This window comes from Polyangiaceae bacterium, assembly GCA_020633235.1.
Classification (GTDB): domain Bacteria; phylum Myxococcota_A; class Polyangia; order Polyangiales; family Polyangiaceae; genus JACKEA01.
Map to the genome: position 1 here is coordinate 225861 of JACKEA010000010.1, position 16052 is coordinate 241912.

General features: G+C 67.8%; 13 protein-coding genes. 9 read left to right on the forward strand and 4 right to left on the reverse strand.

The window, feature by feature from the left end; translation table 11 throughout:
• The first annotated feature begins 23 nt into the window (after nucleotides 1-23).
• The 3 genes from H6717_40505 to H6717_40515 are packed head-to-tail and all read left to right on the forward strand — an operon-like array spanning nucleotide 24 to nucleotide 4049.
• Nucleotides 24-1340, forward strand: coding sequence for a sigma 54-dependent Fis family transcriptional regulator (locus H6717_40505; protein MCB9583385.1), 1317 nt, complete (start codon nucleotides 24-26; stop codon nucleotides 1338-1340).
• Nucleotides 1341-1386: 46 nt separating this feature from the next.
• The gene (locus tag H6717_40510; GenBank protein MCB9583386.1) at nucleotides 1387-2607 is read left to right on the forward strand and encodes a serine/threonine protein kinase; all 1221 of its coding nucleotides are present in this window, start codon (nucleotides 1387-1389) and stop codon (nucleotides 2605-2607) included.
• Nucleotides 2604-4049, forward strand: coding sequence for a PEGA domain-containing protein (locus tag H6717_40515; GenBank protein ID MCB9583387.1), 1446 nt, complete (start codon nucleotides 2604-2606; stop codon nucleotides 4047-4049). The genes H6717_40510 and H6717_40515 overlap by 4 nt, the downstream gene beginning before the upstream one ends.
• On the opposite strand, the gene H6717_40520 is transcribed toward H6717_40515, so the two are convergent.
• On the reverse strand, nucleotides 4046-6016 hold the full coding sequence (locus H6717_40520; GenBank protein MCB9583388.1) for a LamG domain-containing protein: 1971 nt from the start codon (nucleotides 6014-6016) through the stop codon (nucleotides 4046-4048). The two genes, H6717_40515 and H6717_40520, sit on opposite strands and share 4 nt — an antisense overlap.
• A gap of 270 nt (nucleotides 6017-6286) precedes the next feature.
• Here H6717_40520 and H6717_40525 point away from each other — a divergent pair, with 270 nt between their 5' ends.
• Entirely contained in the window at nucleotides 6287-7105 is an 819-nt protein-coding gene (locus tag H6717_40525; GenBank protein MCB9583389.1) for a helix-turn-helix transcriptional regulator, read from the forward strand.
• Nucleotides 7106-7151: 46 nt separating this feature from the next.
• Here H6717_40525 and dnaA read toward each other — a convergent pair whose 3' ends face one another.
• Nucleotides 7152-8573 carry a chromosomal replication initiator protein DnaA gene (gene dnaA, locus H6717_40530; protein ID MCB9583390.1) on the reverse strand — a complete coding sequence of 474 codons (1422 nt, stop codon included), beginning with the start codon at nucleotides 8571-8573 and terminating at the stop codon, nucleotides 7152-7154.
• A 645-nt stretch (nucleotides 8574-9218) separates the two neighbouring features.
• On the opposite strand from dnaA, the gene H6717_40535 reads away from it, so the two are divergent.
• Nucleotides 9219-10172 carry a hypothetical protein gene (locus H6717_40535; protein MCB9583391.1) on the forward strand — a complete coding sequence of 318 codons (954 nt, stop codon included), beginning with the start codon at nucleotides 9219-9221 and terminating at the stop codon, nucleotides 10170-10172.
• Here H6717_40535 and H6717_40540 read toward each other — a convergent pair.
• Nucleotides 10169-11467, reverse strand: a complete 1299-nt coding sequence (locus H6717_40540) for a hypothetical protein (protein ID MCB9583392.1) — start codon at nucleotides 11465-11467, stop codon at nucleotides 10169-10171. The genes H6717_40535 and H6717_40540 overlap by 4 nt on opposite strands.
• A 2-nt stretch (nucleotides 11468-11469) precedes the next feature.
• Nucleotides 11470-12288, reverse strand: a complete 819-nt coding sequence (locus H6717_40545) for a hypothetical protein (GenBank protein ID MCB9583393.1) — start codon at nucleotides 12286-12288, stop codon at nucleotides 11470-11472.
• A gap of 60 nt (nucleotides 12289-12348) precedes the next feature.
• Between H6717_40545 and H6717_40550 the strand changes: the two genes are divergently transcribed.
• From H6717_40550 to hemG, 4 genes are all read left to right on the forward strand, one after another.
• Entirely contained in the window at nucleotides 12349-12849 is a 501-nt protein-coding gene (locus tag H6717_40550; protein ID MCB9583394.1) for a hypothetical protein, read from the forward strand.
• 79 nt (nucleotides 12850-12928) lie between these two features.
• The gene (locus tag H6717_40555) at nucleotides 12929-13519 is read left to right on the forward strand and encodes a cytochrome c maturation protein CcmE (protein ID MCB9583395.1); all 591 of its coding nucleotides are present in this window, start codon (nucleotides 12929-12931) and stop codon (nucleotides 13517-13519) included.
• Nucleotides 13520-13534: 15 nt separating this feature from the next.
• A complete protein-coding gene (gene hemE / locus H6717_40560) occupies nucleotides 13535-14563 on the forward strand; it encodes a uroporphyrinogen decarboxylase (GenBank protein MCB9583396.1) in 1029 nt (342 codons plus the stop codon).
• Nucleotides 14560-16002, forward strand: coding sequence for a protoporphyrinogen oxidase (gene hemG / locus H6717_40565; GenBank protein ID MCB9583397.1), 1443 nt, complete (start codon nucleotides 14560-14562; stop codon nucleotides 16000-16002). The genes hemE and hemG overlap by 4 nt, the downstream gene beginning before the upstream one ends.
• The last annotated feature ends 50 nt before the right edge of the window (nucleotides 16003-16052 follow it).

Genomic DNA, 16052 nt, shown 5'->3' on the forward strand with positions numbered 1-16052 from the left:
GGGATCGTACCGCCGACCTGTCCATGAGCCTGGGCGGCTCGGGCGTTCGCGCGAAGCTCGTGGTGTTGGACGGCCCCGACGAGGGGCTCGAGCGCGCTCTGGACGACAAGCTCGTGGTCGGGGCGGACGCGGCGGCGGATCTGGTGCTTTCGGACGAAACCGTCTCGCGCAAGCACGCGGAGTTCTCCATCGAGAATGGTCGCGTGCACGTGCGCGATCTGGGCAGCCGCAATGGCACCTTCTTGGGCTCGGCGCGGGTGGTGGAGGCGGAGGTCACCCTCGGTTCGGTGCTGCGCCTGGGCGCTACGCCCATCGGCGTGCACCCCCGCTGGCACGTGCGCGAGGTACAGCCCGGGCAGCATCGGCAGTTCGGTGAGCTGCTGGGCGAGTCCGTCGCCATGCGCGAGCTGTTCGCCATGCTGGAGCGCATCGCGCCGACGGACGTCACGGTGCTGGTGGAGGGCGAGAGCGGTACCGGCAAGGAGCTGGTGGCGCGTTCGATTCATGGCGGGTCGGAGCGCAGCGGCGCGCCCTTCATCGTGTTCGACTGCGGCGCGGTGCCGGTGAACCTCGCGGAGAGCGAGCTCTTCGGTCACAAGCGCGGCGCGTTCTCCGGCGCCATCAGTGATCGCGCGGGGGCGTTTCAGCAAGCCCACGGTGGCACCATCTTCCTGGACGAGATCGGCGAGCTGCCGCTCGACTTGCAGCCGCGCTTGTTGCGCGTGCTGGAGACGGGACAGGTGCGGCGCGTCGGGGACGACACCATGCGCCGCGTGGACGTGCGCGTGGTCGCGGCCACCAATCGAGATCTGCACGCGGAAGTGCGGCGCGGCAATTTCCGCGGCGACCTCTTGTATCGGCTGGACGTGGTGAAGCTCCGCATTCCGCCGCTGCGCCAGCGTCCGGAGGACATCCGCCCGCTGGCACAGGCCATGCTGCAAGGTCGCATCACGGACGGTGACGAGCTCGCGGGGGAGAACCTCCGCCGGCTGCTCGGCTACTCCTGGCCCGGCAACGTGCGGGAGCTCCGCAACGTGCTCGATCGCGCGGTGGCGTTGGCGTCCAAGAAGCCCCCCGCGTTCGCGGATCTGGTGTTCAACCTGGGCCCCGCCGCGGACAGCCCTGCGCTCTTGGGCATGGCGTTCCCGGGGGTGCACTACCCGCTGCCCTTCAAGGAGGCGAAGCTCCAGCTCTTGGCCAGCTTCGAGCGCGCCTACATCGACGCGTTGATCGACCGGCACAAAGGCAACATGTCGCAGGCGGCGGAGGCGGCCGGGCTCTCGCGCAAGCATTTGTACGAGCTATTGCGCAAGGTTCGCGGAGAAGACCCGGAAGAGTGAGCCGCGCTTTGCGCGCTGCGCCGCTTTGGCTACGCTCCCGAGCGGGATGGCGCGTGTGACACGCTCGCTCTCGCCAGCGGGCGAGGACCTGGGGACCTCGCCCACCATCGCGGCGACGGACTCCTCCGCCGCGCCTCTGAGCTTCACCATGGGTACGGTCCTCGCGGACAAGCTCAGCGTGGTGAAGAAGCTGGGGGAGGGCGGAATGGGCGCGGTGTATCAGGTGCAGCACCTGCACACCAAGCACGAGCGCGCGCTGAAGGTGCTGCACCCGGCATTCGCCCAGCGCGGCGACGTGGTCGAGCGCTTCCTGCGGGAGGCGTCGGCGGCGGGGCGCATCGGTAGCCCGCACATCGTGGAGACGGTGGACGCGGGGTGGCTCGCTTCCGGCGTGCCCTTCGTGTTGATGGAGCTCTTGCGTGGGCAGTCTCTCGAAGAGCTGCTGGCCGAGCGCGGGCGCATTGACGCGGCGGAGGCCAGCGCCCTCGTGTGTCAGGCCTGCCAGGGCGCCCAGGCCGCCCACGACGCGGGCATCATCCACCGGGACTTGAAGCCTTCGAACTTGTTCGTCGTCACGCGGGCAGGGCAGCCCTTCGTCAAGCTCCTGGACTTCGGCATCTCCAAGTTCGAAGCCGAGGAGCACCTAGGGCTGACGACGGAAGGTACGCCGCTGGGCACGCCGTACTACATGTCGCCGGAGCAGCTCTCCGGACGAGCGGACGTGAACGCACGGGCCGACGTCTACGCCCTCGGGGTGATCTTGTACGAGTGCGTCGCAGGGCAGCGGCCCTTCGAGGCGAAGTCGCTCTCGGAGCTCAGCATTCGCATCCACGAGGGCGACTACACGCCGCTGGAAACGTTGGTGAAGGACGTGCCGGCGGACTTCGTGCAGGTGGTGCGCAAAGCGATGCATCATCGGCCCGAAGAACGCTTTGCCTCGGCGCGGGAGCTTCAGGCCGCCCTCGAGGCCGCGCCCGTGGCCGAGCGGCCACGCCGGCGGATGTTCTGGTTGCTGCCGGCGGCGGGCGTGCTCATCGCCGCGGCGGCTTATGCCGCCACGCGCTCCGCGCCCGAGAACGCTGCACCCCCAGAGCCCACGCCGGCGCCGTTGGCCTCCGCTCCGCGGCCGGCGCCGGCGGTTTCCGAGAGCGCGCTGCCCGAGGTCTCGGCGGAGCCGCCGCCCTCCGCCCAGCCTTCTCTCAGCGCGAAGCCCAGCCCCACCCGGCGCAGCGTGAAACAGAAGCTCCAGACGGAGAATCCGTATTGAGACACCTCGCCGTCGTCGCCGCCCTGCTGTGCACTTCGGCCCAGGGCTGGGCCCAGGCGGACACGACGCGGACGGAGGCACGGGAGCGCTTCGACCGCGGGCTGAAGCTCTTCGATCAGGGCGACGACGAAGGCGCGTTGGCGGAGTTTTCTCGCGCCTACGCGCTGATCCCCAACGCGCGGGTGCTGTACAACATCGGCCTGGTGCAGGCGGCGTTGCACCGGCCGGTGGCCGCCGTGGACACGCTCGCTCAACTCTTGAAGGCTCCCGGGGATCTGCCCAAGCCGCTGCTGGACAACGCGCGCGTGGTGCACGACGAGCAGGCCAAGCGCATCGCCACCTTGAACGTTACCGTGAACGTGCCGCGCGCACGCATCGAGGTCGATGGCGTCAACGTGGCCCGGGCGCCCCTCGACGCGCCGTTGCGCTTGGCGATCGGCGCGCACCACGTGGCGATCGTGGCGCCTGGGCATCGTCCGAGCTGGCACGGGCTCACCTTGGCCGGGGGTGAGAGTCAGACGCTGAACGTGGAGCTCGAGGCGATCGAGGGTGGGCTCGGAAATCTGGAGCTGGACACCTCCGTCCCGGGGGCGCAGCTCTATGTCCGGGGCAAGATGGTCGGCACTGCGCCGCTCTCCGGTCCCATCGCGCTGACCCCTGGGCGCCACGAGCTCGAAGTGCGGCGCGACGGCTATCGCACGGTGAAGCGCACGGTGGTCATCCGCGACGGCGAGGTCACTCGCCTGTCGCTGAAGCTCGAGCCCAGTGCGTCTCCCGCAGCGAGCGGCCGTCTGTCCCTGAGCATCGCCGAAGCGGGTGCCGTGGTGTTCGTGGATGGCGTGCCCACGGCGCAGCACGGCTTCGCGTTGCCCTCCGGTCCGCACCGCTTGCGGGTGGAGCGCGACGGCTTCTTTCCCTTCGAGCGCGGTGTGGAGGTACCCCGCGGCCGCACCGCGAACGTGGCCGTGGAGCTCGAGCCCACGCCGGAGTACCGCGCGCGCTATCGCGACCGCGCCGGCAGCCAGCGCTTCTGGAGCTGGGTGGCCATCGGCGGAGGCGCCGCGGTGCTGGGCGGGGGCGTCGGCTTCTTGGTCTGGAACACCAACAAGCGAGACGACGCGCAGGCCGCTTTCGATCGGGAAGCGCCGCGCCACGAGTCCACCGGCGATTGTTGGCCCGGTTCGGCGAGCCCCGCGAACGATTGCAGGGATCTGGAGACCCTGGCGAACGACATCGACGCGGCGAACAATCGCTTTGGCATCGGCTGGGGGCTGGTGGCGGTGGGCGCCGCCAGCGTGGGGGCCGGCACGTTCTTTTTGCTCAGCGGAGACGATCCGGAGCGCTACGAGCCGCGGCCGGAGAGCGACGTCTTCGGCCGCGTGCAGCTCACCCCGGTGCTGACGCCCCAGAGCGCCAGCGTCGGAGTGAGTGGCGCGTTCTAATGCGGAACGCCGAGCCCCTGGTTGCCGCGATCGTACAGCTCTTGGATCTGCGCGCCGGTGAGCGCCACGTCGTAGAGCACGACCTCGTCCGCCATGCCGAGGAGCTTGCCGCCCAACGTGCTCGCGTCACCGCCGATCCACGCCGTGCCCGTATACGGGGCCATGCTCGCGACGTTTGCCTGTGTCGCAACTTGCGCGCCGTCCAAGTACAGCACGACCATGGCGCCGTCCCATGTCCCGGCAACGTGGTGCCAGGTATCGGCAGCAAACGTGAGGCCGGGTTTGCTCGCCGACTTGTTGCCAATCACCATGCCGAAGTCGTTCGCGCCCGAGGGGCCCCACAACTTGTAGCCGTTGCCGCTGCCTTCCTTGTCGAAGAAGGGCGTCCGCACGGTGGTGTTATCCAAAGTGCTCTTGGGCTTGACCCACATGGCGACCGTTAGGGAGCTGGTCGGGTTGAGCGCGTTGGTGTTGGCGATCTCGATGAAGTCTCCGTCGTCGAGGAACTCGGCGCCCATTCCGACCTTGGCATTTGCCCCCACACAGCCACCCTTGGCAGTACCGTTGTTGCCGCCGACCACGTCCACGATGGTCGGATCGACGCTGTCTTCCATTGGGTAGTGAGCGAAGGGCTGAGGACACCCGGAACAGCTGGGCACCGAGGTGCTGGCGTTGCCGGCGGAATACAGCTGGCCGACGTCGCTCAGCGTCAGGCCGCTGCTGTAGAACGAGACTTCGTCGATGGCGCCGATGAACGGCGCTCCGAACGCTCCCGCGGAGCCGATGGTAACCGCGTTGTTGGCGGTGTTGATGGAGCCCGGTCCTACCGCGCTCTTCACCTCCGCACCATCCAGGAACAGTCGGATCATGTTGCCGTTCACCACGTCGTAGCTCCCCGCGACGTGGTGCCAGGTACCGACTGCGAGATCGACGGGATATGAAACCGCGTGATTGGCGAAGGCACCATCCACGATGTTGAACTGAATGCCTCCGTTGGAGTAGCGCAGATTGAAGCCGTTGCCGCGAAACGCGATGGTGCGATTGCCCGCGCTCGAGTTGAGCATGATGTCTGGGCGGATCCAGGCGGAGACGGCGAATGCCGTTGGCGTGATCAGTGCCGCTTCGAAAGGAACTACGGCTTGCTGATTCGTGGCTCCGAGGTTGACCTGCAGCGCTGAGCCGATCTTGCCGTTGGTGTCGATTTTCGGCGAGTTCTCGAAGGTCCCCTCCAGGTCGCCCACCGCGTCTTCCATCACACCGCCCACCGTCTCGATGGGCCAATACGCGACGGGCATGGGCAACGTCGTCGAGCCGCCACTGCCGGCCGCACCGCCAGCGCCGGCCGCTCCGCCAGCGCCGGCCGCACCGCCACTCCCGGCCGCGCCACCACTGCCGGAAGCGCCGCCGCCGCCCGACGCGCCGCCGGTTCCCGCCGTCCCGCCGGTTCCCGACGTTCCGCCGGTTCCCGACGTTCCGGCCGTGCCACCTGTGCCCGCCGTTCCGCCCGTGCCCGACGTCCCGCCTGTGCCGCCGTCCCAGCCAATCAGATGTCCGTTCTCCACTTCGTCCGGCTCGGCACACACCGAGTCCACGCACAGCTGGTCTTTCAGGCAGTCGCTCTCGTCGGTGCAGAAGTCGCGGCACTTGCCATCCAGTGCGCACACCTGCTTACCCGGGCAGGCCTTGTCTGCGTTGCAGGCGAGCTCTTCGTCCAGCTGACACACGCCCACGCCTTCGTCCCACTTCACGCAGCGCTGGGGCTTGGGACAGTCCTCGGTGGACAGGCACTCGACGTGACAGCGCTCGAACACGCACACGTACGGCGTCTCACAGTCCGAGTTGATGGCGCAGCCCTCACCCAAGTGCTTCGCCGTGGCGTGCTCGTCACTCGTGTCCGACCCGCAGGCCCACAGCAAGAGCCCCACCACCATCCATGCGCCCGCTCCGAAGACAGTCTTCCGCTTCATGTGACAAGCCCCGTTTGCAAGAGAGACCACTGCGCCAAAGCGTCGCGACGCCCCGACGTCCCGCATCCACGCTGCAACGGATGTACCACGACGCTCGAACTGTAGCCTGCGGGAAAAGCCTCGCCGGCCCGGCGGTCGAGGTAACAGGGGACCCCCGGCCGACGACCTGGAGGTAACAGTTCCGAGGGGTTGTTGGTCCGCCGCGGAACCGGATCGGCTCGCCGTCCCTCCCGCGCCAGGCTAAGCTCCGCACGTTCGCGACTGCCGTCGATGAGAAAGTCGTTCGTTCGTACTCGGGATCCCAGCGCTTTCTTCGACGAGCCCGCGCGTCGCTACATCGTCGGGGAGTCGTTCTGTTTCTGGCAGGACGACACGCGGGCCTTCGGCAGCATGTACTGGGGGCGCCCCCGGCCGCCGGACTTCGAGCTGATGACGCGGGTGTTCGAGGCCGCGGCGGATCCTCGTTGTGCGGGGCACGCATCCATCACGGACATTCGTGCGCTCGAGGGCATCGACTTCGCGGCGCTGGAAGGAATGATCCGTTTCCTGGTGGAGCGGCGCGCGAGCTGGGGCGCGACCATCGGGCGGCAGGTCCTGATCCATCGCGGCGGTGCCATGGGAGCGACCATCGCGGGCGTCTTGATGTTGGCGCGCCTTCGTTACCCGGTGGAGTGCTTCGACGCGGATCCGCGCGGCGCCTTCGAGTGGGCGGGCGCGGGTGACGTCTTCGAGGACATCGAGGCCATGCGCGAGGAAATCTTGGGCACGCCGGAAATCTTGCGCGCCGTTCGCGAAGCGTTCCGTGAGCACGGCCTGGTCGGTGTGGACCGCCTCGCGGTGCTGCTGCGCACCAGCTCCCGGTCACTGCAGCGACGCCTTCACGAGGCGGGCACCTCGCTGCGGGAAGAGCGCAAACGCTTCCTCGATCACGAGGTCGAGCGGCTATTGTCCGGTACGGATCTGGACCTGGACGCGATTGCCGCAGCCGTGGGCCTGAGCTCCACGACGCACTTGGTGCGCGCCTTCAAGGCCAGCCACGGTGTGACGCCCGGTGTGTGGCGCGCACAGCAACGTCCCAGCAAACGCTGAGGGCGTCCGCGGCGCGACGGGGCTCGCGCCGGACCGACAAAACCAATCAGCCGTCGCTGGAGGCGAGCTCGCGCTCGATGGCCTCGAGGTGCGCGTTGACCTGCGGATCCTTGGCGCGCAGCGCTTCCACCCGGCGCACGGCGCTCATCACGGTGGTGTGATCCCGATTGCCGAAGGCGCGGCCGAGCTCCGGGAAGCTGCACTTCAGGCGCTGGCGGCACAGGTACATCGCCACCTGCCGCGCGAAGGCCACGCTCTTGTGGCGATCTTTGCTGAGGAGCTCCGAGTTGGACAGCCGGAAGTGGCTGCAGACGGCGCGCTGGATGTCCTCCACGCTCATCACGTCCGGGCGCTGCGGAGCGACACGGCACAGCTCGCTCTGGGCGAAGTCGAAATCTATGGAGCGGTTGGTGAGCGACGACTTGGCCGCCAGGCGAATGAGCACGCCTTCGAGCTCTCGCACGTTGCTCTTCACGCTCTGGGCCAACAGCACTGCGACCTCGTCCGCGAGCGGGATGCCCTCGAGCTCCGCCTTCTTGCGCACGATGGCGACGCGCGTTTCCAGCTGCGGCACCTGGATGTCCGCGACCAGACCGGAGGTGAAACGGCTCACCAGGCGTTCCGGCATGCGCTGCAGCTGCTGCGGGTACTTGTCGCTGGTGACCACGATGGGCCTGTCCGCATCGCGCATGGCGTTGAACGTGTGGAAGAACTCTTCCTGCGTCTGCTCGCGCCCGGCCAAGAACTGAATGTCGTCCAAGAGCAGGAGGTCGCACTGCTGGCGATAGCGATTGCGGAACTCCTCCATGCGGTGGTTCTGCAATGCTTCGATGAACTCGTTGGTGAAGCGCTCCGCGGAGACGTAGATGACCCGCGTTTCCGGGCGCTCCTCCACGAGCTTGTGGGCGATGGCGTGCATCAAGTGGGTCTTGCCGAGACCCGTGCCGCCGGCGATGAACAGGGGGTTATAGCGGGGGCCGCCGCCGCCGGCGGAAGCCAGCGCGGCCGCGTAGGCGAGCTCGTTGGAGGGCCCCACCACGAAGTTCGAGAAGGTGTGCTTCGGGTTGAGGCTGGCGGAGAGCGCCGCGCGCTCCGCCGCAGGCACGGGGACCGAACGCGGCGGCACCGAAGAGGTGGGCGCATCGGTGTCGACCCGACGCCGGGGACCCGTCTGGTGGCGCACGCGAGGGGCGTGCTCACAAACGGGATTCTCGATCTCGGCGGAGATCCGCCAAGCCACGGTGAGACCGGGGGCGACCGGCTCGATGTGGCTGATCAGGTCGGGCAGGAAATGGGTCTTGACCCAGTCCCGCACGAACTCGTCCCTCGCCGTGAGGGTGAGCACTCCGTTTTCGAGGCCATCGAACTGAACGCTCGAAAACCACTGCTCGAAGGACGCGGGGGAGCGGCTCCGCGTCTTTTCCACTGCCTGCTGCCAGAGACCCATGTCGGTTCGCGAGCTCCGCATCTCGTTATTACTGAGACTGTCTGCGACTTGAGTTGCCAATAGAAAAAGGTTCCCCCAAGTTATCCACAGGCCTGTGGATATCTCACGCTCGACCTGATCTCCGGTGTCCCCGGTAGGAGATGGCGGGCGAGCAGTCCCGCGCCAGAATGGGGCACGGAGGCCCCGCTATGTGCCTTGGAAGACATTCCATGGCTCTTCATTGGGTGGATGGGGTTGGCCCACACCACCTTTGAAGTCGAGGCGCCGCGACCGAAGCGACGCCCCCACAACAGAGCGCGAGCTAGCACCGGTTTGTCACGGAGTTCAACCAACGATTTTTCTTCAACCGAAACCGGCTGAAAAATCGCCGGGTCAAGAATTTCGTTTCTTCTCGTGCTCGTGTTTTGCGGTGTCACGCTTTCGGCGCGGTGCAGTAACCACGCAGACACAATGCACAAACCGGTACCGCGCGAGCGAGCCCATTCTTCTCCCGCGTCAACTTCCGTGAATTCGTTCGTCAAGGGGCGCGGACGTTTTTCTGAGCGGCTCAATGATGTCCGACATCGCTGATTTGTTGCCCTCTTGTCGCACGTGGCGGTAGGCCTCGACCGGGTGTCACCAAACCGAGCTCACTCAGCGTGCCTCACGGGCGCAGTTCGTCGTGCCGTGGTGCTTCTTTGTCTCGTGAGCGCATGCGCCATCGCGCGGACCGCTCGCGCCGACAAGAGCGATCTGCCGCCGGAGGTGGGCTGGAACTACGGTGAGATCGAGACGCCCCGCAGCGCCGCCATGGGCGGCGCGCTGCGTGCCACCAGCAACTCCGTGAGCGCGTTGTTCATCAACCCGGCGAACATGGCGGTCACGCGCATCTATCACATCGGTGCACTGGCTCAGATCTGGCCGGAGGCCAATCGTCAGAGCTACGGCGGTGCGGCGGTGGACTCCATCGTGAGCAGCGCGCACCTCGCCGGTGGTCTCGGTGGCACGTGGACGCTTCAGGATCCGGACGGGATCGATCGGCGCGCAACGGACCTTCGCTTCGCTCTCGCGTTCCCGTTTTCCGATCAGTTCTTCTTGGGCGTTGGCGGGCGCTACTTGTGGCTCAAGCAAGATGGCTTGGGCCCGCTGGGAGACAGCGTGGTTTCCGGGGGTTTGAAGGGGGAAAACATCGTTCGTGGTTTCGCCTTCGATGCCGGCGCGACGATCAAGCCGTCGGACTTCTTTTCCATCTCCGTGGTGGGCAACAACCTGAACAATCCCGGTAACGGTTTTCAGCCGAGCAGCGTGGGCGGTGGTATCGGCGTGGGCACGGAAGACTTCACCGTGGAAGGTGACGTGCTCAGCGACTTCACCACTTGGGACACGACCAAGGTGCGCGCCATGGGCGGCGTGGAGTTCCTGGCGGCGAACAACTACCCGCTTCGTGTCGGCTACCGTTACGACGACGGCGCCGTGAGCCACACCGTCAGCGCCGGTGCCGGCTACGTCGACCGGTCCTTCAGCGCGGAGCTGGCCGTCAAGCGCGTGGTCTCGGGGGACGCGGCCACCGCCATCATCTTCGGCTTCACCTACCATCTCGAGTCGACGGGCCTGACCCCCTCGCCCGCGGACTCGTTCTAGTCGAAGCCCGGAGCCAACAGGCGACGGAGCGCCGCGCGGCCGCGATCCAGATCGGCGTCGCTCACCGTGGTGGCGGGGGGCAGTCGCGTCTCGGCGCGCAGTTGATCGACGGCGCGGGGATTGCGATACCAGTCTTCGTCGTGCTGCTCGGTGAGCTCTTCGTGCTTGGCTGCGGCGGTCAAGAGCCCTGCGTAGCGCTGAGCTGCGTCCACGTGCACGTGCCAGAGGGCGCCGGCGATGCGCGCGTCGGGGCAGAAGCCGAAGGCCTGCGCGCTCGTCTCTTCGAACGCTTCCACGAACGCGGAGCTTCCGGACAGCGCCGCGGTTCGGAGCTTCGCGCACAGCGCACGCGTTCGGACCTCGATGAGCATCGCTCGTGACAGCGCGCGCAGCTGGGTCTCACGCCGCTCGCCCGACAGCCCCAGGCCGCGGCGGGCAAAGGCGGGGGTCAGGGGCAACAGGGCGAAGAGCGCCGCGAGCTCGTGCTCGCGGAGCCGGAAGGGGTCCACGCTCACACAAAAGGGCTGATCCGCGGGGCCCGCCGCCCGCGCGAAGGCCGCCCCCAAGGTCGAGAAGGCGCGCAGGAAGCTGGCCCCGCCGTAGAGGCCGGGCAGGGGGTCTGGATCGAGCGGAAGGCCTTGGAGCAAGGGAGTCTCGCCGAACAGGTCGGCGAGGTTTCTGAGGGTGAGCCGCGCCGGCCAGCCTTCCGACGCGTCGCCCGCGAGGGCGCACGTGACGAGGGCGCCGAGATCGGGGGTATCGAGCTGGTCGGCCAGCTCCTGGGTGTGACGCAAGAGCTCCGTGGCGTGCTCCGCCGGATCGATGCCGGGCAGGGCGAGGCTTCCGTCTTCTTCGAGGCGCCGCGCGACTTCCGCCCGGCGCTGCCACAGCTCCCGGGTCAGCTCCGCGCACGCGCGGGCGCGAGCCACGAAGGCCGCGAGCCAGTCCTGCCGCCGCGCGGGCTCCGCGAGGGCGCGCGACAGGAGCTCCGCCAGCGTGAAGCGACCGTACTCGGGGCGCTCCACGACGTGCTGCTCGACGCGTCGCGACGCTGCCACGAGGGCCAGACCGCGGGCGTTCACGCGCTGCTCCAACAAACAAAAGAACCAGCGCCGGAGCGGAGCGCGCAAGGGATCGTAGTCCGGCAGATCCGTCAGCTGCTGGAAGGTGTCCTTGCTGACGAGCTCCAGGTACGGCTGGAAAGGATCTTCGCCGAGATGATGACGCCGCAGCCAACGGCGCCAAGCGCCGGCCACCACGGCCAGTTTGCGATCGACGGAGATGGGCTCCAGCATGGTCACAGCTCGGAGCCGAGCAAGATCGTGAGGCGAGCGCCAACGAAGATGAAGGCGTTCAGGTGGCCGCCTTCGTCCTTGGGCACGTCGATGCAGTCGCCGCTTCCACCAGCGCGACAGCGGCGGATCTTGTCGACGAAGACATGGGTGTAGCTCGCCGCGGGGCCGAGCATGAGCCCTCGGCTCAAGAAGAAGTCGATGCCGCCGCCCATCTGCAATGCCGGGCCTGCGCCGGTTTCCTCGTAGGTTTCGCCGGTGGGAACGTCGCCCGTGGTGCCCAAGGCAGCGCCGCCCAGACCGAGCTGAATGTACGGATCGAGGGCGCCTTCCGATTGGAAGTAGAAGCGACCCAGGAGGCCCAACCACGCCGCCGCGGCCTGCGTGTTCTTCAGCTGCACCCTTTCGGGCGGCTCGTAGCGAAAGCCCGCGAAGGCGAAGCCTCCGCCCCAAGCGAAGTGCGGCGTCACGCGCCAGAGCGCATCGAAGGAAAACAGCCCGCCGCCCTTCACGCCATCGCAGCGATCACTCGACTGGCTGCCCGCGGCGCAGTGAGGAAACACCAAGCCCAGAGACGGCACCAGCGCCACGGCCCTTCGCTCGTACTCGGGGCTCGGGGCCGGCGGCGGCGGCGGCGGCAGCAGCATGGGCGGAGGCGGTTGGCGCGGTGGTGGTTGCGGTGGCGCCGGTGGTGGTGGTGGCGGACCGGGAGGGGGCGTGGGCGTCGGCTCCGTCTGCGCCAGCTCTCGAGTCCCACTCTCCGCTGCGGCCGACGCGTGCGCGATCAGCAGTACGGCGACGAGGATCCGAGGGACGTGCGGCATACGGGTCTTTTAGGCTACACCAAAGTGGACGCGGGCTCTCCGCCGCCCCACGCTTCGCCCGTGGTTCGCCGACTCCCCGTGCTGCAGAACTCCGCTCCGGAAGACGCGGCCGCAGCGGAGCGCCCCAAGGGGCAGTGGATCGCGATCGGTGCGGGCTTCGTGTTCAGCTTCTGGCTACCCCTCGCGTTGGTGGCCGTGTGGCTGGGGCGGACTCTCGCTGGAGGCATCCTGGATTCGGGCGATCCGGAGGCCGTGGCCCAGGCCGGAGCCGGGGCGCGGGCGGCTTACGCGGCGGCGCTGGTGGTGCCCGCGTTGCTTTCGTTTGGATTTGCCTGCTGGGCCGGGGGCGCGGTGGTGGGTCGCTTCGGGGGGAGCTCCGGTGCTCGAGAATCCGCCTGGGCCGCCACCTTGGCCGCCCTGCTCGCTGCAATAGTGGCGGCTCTGGGCGGGGGTTTCGGGAGCTGGCCGGTGGCCATCCTCACCGCAATGGTGCTGGCGGGCCTCGGTTCGCTGTTCGGATGGCTAGGAGGACGCTGGGGCCTCCGGCGCCGGCCGACATGACATTTGTCGGCGCGGGGCAGGGTGGAATGCCTGGCGGAGGTGGACCTGGTCCAGGGTGAGGACTAGGCTTTCCGCTGACATGACCCGCCTCGACGACGAGCTGGAACAGGCCCTGGAACAGTCGGAAGCCGCCAAGGCAGAGGACGATTCGGCACCCCCGGTGGTGCGCTCCACCGAGACGCCCACCGCGGATCCCGCGAAGCGTCGTCGGATGCAGAACATCGGCCTGTTGGTCGCGCTGCTAGCGATGGGTGGCGGCATCTTGACCCTGGTCATGACCAGCTTCGAGGACGCGGCCGTGTACTCCAAGGGCGTGGACGAGCTGCTGCGGGACAAGGACCGTCTGGATGGTCGCAGCGTTCGCGTGGCGGGCACGCTGGTGAAGGGCACCCTGAAGAAGCGCGACGACCCGTGCGAGTACCGCTTCAAGATGCAGAAGAACGACGCGGTGCTCGACGTCCGTTACGCGCAGTGCGTGGTGCCGGACACCTTCCGCGACGTCCCCGAGACCAACGTGGAAGTCACGGCCGAGGGCAAGCTGTCCGAAGCTGGCTACTTCGAGGCATCGCAGATCATGGCGAAGTGCCCGTCGAAGTACGACATGAAGGACCAGCAGAAAAAAGGCGTGGGCATGCCGCACTCGGTGATGCCCGCCTCGGCTCGGAACTGATAAAGCCCCAGACCCATGTGGGATCGATTTCTCCGCGCCTGCCGGCGTGAGCCCGTGGACGCGACACCGGTCTGGTTCATGCGCCAGGCGGGTCGCTACATGTCCGAGTACCGCGCCATCCGCGAAAAGCACACGCTGCTCGAGATCTGTCGGCAGCCGGAGCTGGCCACGGAAGTGACGCTGCAACCCGTGCGCGCCCTCGGCGTGGACGCCGCGATCTTGTTCGCGGACATCTTGCTGCCGCTCGAGCCCATGGGCGCGCCGTTCCATTTCGCCGCCGGCGAAGGCCCGGTGTTCTCGGAGCCGGTGCGCACCAAACAGGACGTGGACAAGCTCCGCGTGGTGGATGCCGAGGAGGGCTTGCCCCACGTGCTGGAAGCCATCCGCATGATCCGCAAGGAGCTGGATGGCAAGACGCCGCTCATTGGCTTTGCCGGCGCGCCATTCACGCTCGCCAGCTACTTGGTGGAGGGCGGCAAGAGCTCCGGCTACGTGCGCACCAAGCAGATGATGTACCGCGAGCCGGAGCTGTGGAACGCGCTGATGGGCAAGCTCTCGGAGGTCGTGCGTCGCTATCTGCGCGCGCAGATCGAAGCGGGTGCCCAGACCGTGCAGCTGTTCGACTCCTGGGTGGGCGCCCTCAGCCCCACGGACTATCGCGAGTACATCCAGCCCCACGTGCGTCACATCTTGCAGGACGTGATGACGGCAGGGGTGCCGGTGATCCACTTCGGCACCGGTACCGCCACCTTGCTCGAGCTGCAGAAGGAAGCCGGCGGCACCGTCATCGGCGTGGATTGGCGCACGCCCTTGGCTCAGGCGCGCGAGCGCTTGGGGAATGACGTGGCCGTGCAGGGCAACCTGGAGCCCATCCTCTTGGGCGCGCCCAAGCCGCTGCTCGAACGCCGAGTGATGGAAGTGCTGGAGGCCGCCGGCAAGGCGCCCGGGCACATCTTCAACTTGGGTCACGGCATTTTGCCGGACACCCCGCCGGACGCCGTGAAGTGGGTCGCGGAGCTGGTGCACGAGCGGACCGCGAAATGACCGCGAAGCGCGCCGTCGTCGTCGGCGCCGGGATCAGCGGGCTATCCACCGCCTACGCCCTGAAACAGGCGAAGCCGGATTTGGATGTTGTTGTCGTTGAGGCGCGGAACCGCGTGGGCGGCAACATCGTCACGGAACGTCGGGAGGGCTTTCTCATCGACGGGGGCCCGGACTCCTTCTTGCGGACCAAGCCCCAGGCCGTGGAGCTGTGCAAGGAGCTGGGCATCGACGGTCAGCTGATTGCCCCGCGGGAAGAAGCGCGCAAGGTGTACCTGGTGCACCAGGGGGAGCTCGAGCTCATGCCCGCGGGCATGGCGCTGGCGGTGCCCACGCGTGTGCGCCCCATGCTCACCACGCCGTTGCTCAGCTTTCCGGCCAAGCTGCGCATGCTCGGCGATTTCGTGAAGAGCGCACCCAAAGAGCAGCCCGAGGACGAATCCGTCGCGGACTTCGTCGGGCGGCGCTTCGGACAGCAAGCCGCGGAGAAGCTCGCTTCTCCCTTGCTTGGCGGCATCTATGCAGGGGACGTGTCGGAGCTCAGCATCATGAGCACCTTTCCCCAGCTCGTGGACTTGGAGCGGAAGTACGGCAGCCTGATTCGCGGCTTCCTCACGATGCAGCTGAAGCGCGCACATCCGGAGCAGAACGGTGGAACGCCGGGCATGTTCCAGCTGCTCTCCGGCTGGCTCAAGGAGCCCACGGAAGCCGCACCGAGCCCATTCCAAACGCTGCGTGGCGGAGTGGGCACGCTCATCACCGCGCTCACGGAGCGCTTGCCCCGAGTCAAGACGGGCCACGGCGTCACCGCCATCACCCGCGAGGGCGACCTGTGGCGCGTGGTGCTCGAAGGCGGCGAGACGATCGACGCGGACGGCGTGGTGCTCGCCGCGCCGGCGCATGCTGCGGCGCGCATGGTGCCGGACGAAAAGCTCGCGGCGGACCTGGGCGGCATTCCGTATCTGTCCACCGCCACGGTGTTCTTCGCCTTCGACGAGCGCACGGTGGAGCGCGGCTTGGACGGCAGCGGATTCGTCGCGCCCAAGGGTGAGGCGAAGATCCTCGCGGGCACCTACGTGAGCAGCAAATGGGACGATCGCGCGCCGAAGGGCAGCGTGCTGGTGCGGGCGTTCCTGGGTGGCGCGCGCAACGAGGTGGACGTGAAGAGCGCGAGCGACGACGAGCTCGCCGGCGTGGCCAAGAGCGAGCTCGAGCGGCTGATGGGGCCGCTGGGCAAGCCGCTCTTCAGCCGCGTGTTCCGCTACGTGGACTCGAATCCGCAGCCCGTCGTGGGCCACGCGGCGCGCATGGCGCGCGTCCACGCGCGGCTCGCGGACATGCCCGGCGTCGTGATCGCCGGCGCGGCCTACGACGGCGTCGGCATTCCCGACTGCATCCGCCAAGGCCGCACGGCCGCCGAGAAGCTCGCCGCGCGGCTCTGAGCGCCGCCCTCGATTTTTTTCGGGCCCGAGCGCGGATCCGTGTCTAAACT

What these genes read in the sequence shown, in the direction of transcription:
- hemG (MCB9583397.1), top strand. Translation starts at nt 14,560, where the DNA reads ATGACCGCGAAGCGCGCCGTCGTCGTCGGCGCCGGGATCAGCGGGCTA.
- hemE (MCB9583396.1), top strand. Translation starts at nt 13,535, where the DNA reads ATGTGGGATCGATTTCTCCGCGCCTGCCGGCGTGAGCCCGTGGACGCG.
- dnaA (MCB9583390.1), bottom strand. Translation starts at nt 8,573, where the DNA reads ATGCGGAGCTCGCGAACCGACATGGGTCTCTGGCAGCAGGCAGTGGAA.
- H6717_40520 (MCB9583388.1), bottom strand. Translation starts at nt 6,016, where the DNA reads ATGAAGCGGAAGACTGTCTTCGGAGCGGGCGCATGGATGGTGGTGGGG.
- H6717_40505 (MCB9583385.1), top strand. Translation starts at nt 24, where the DNA reads ATGAGCCTGGGCGGCTCGGGCGTTCGCGCGAAGCTCGTGGTGTTGGAC.
- H6717_40540 (MCB9583392.1), bottom strand. Translation starts at nt 11,467, where the DNA reads ATGCTGGAGCCCATCTCCGTCGATCGCAAACTGGCCGTGGTGGCCGGC.
- H6717_40525 (MCB9583389.1), top strand. Translation starts at nt 6,287, where the DNA reads ATGAGAAAGTCGTTCGTTCGTACTCGGGATCCCAGCGCTTTCTTCGAC.
- H6717_40545 (MCB9583393.1), bottom strand. Translation starts at nt 12,288, where the DNA reads ATGCCGCACGTCCCTCGGATCCTCGTCGCCGTACTGCTGATCGCGCAC.
- H6717_40555 (MCB9583395.1), top strand. Translation starts at nt 12,929, where the DNA reads ATGACCCGCCTCGACGACGAGCTGGAACAGGCCCTGGAACAGTCGGAA.
- H6717_40510 (MCB9583386.1), top strand. Translation starts at nt 1,387, where the DNA reads ATGGCGCGTGTGACACGCTCGCTCTCGCCAGCGGGCGAGGACCTGGGG.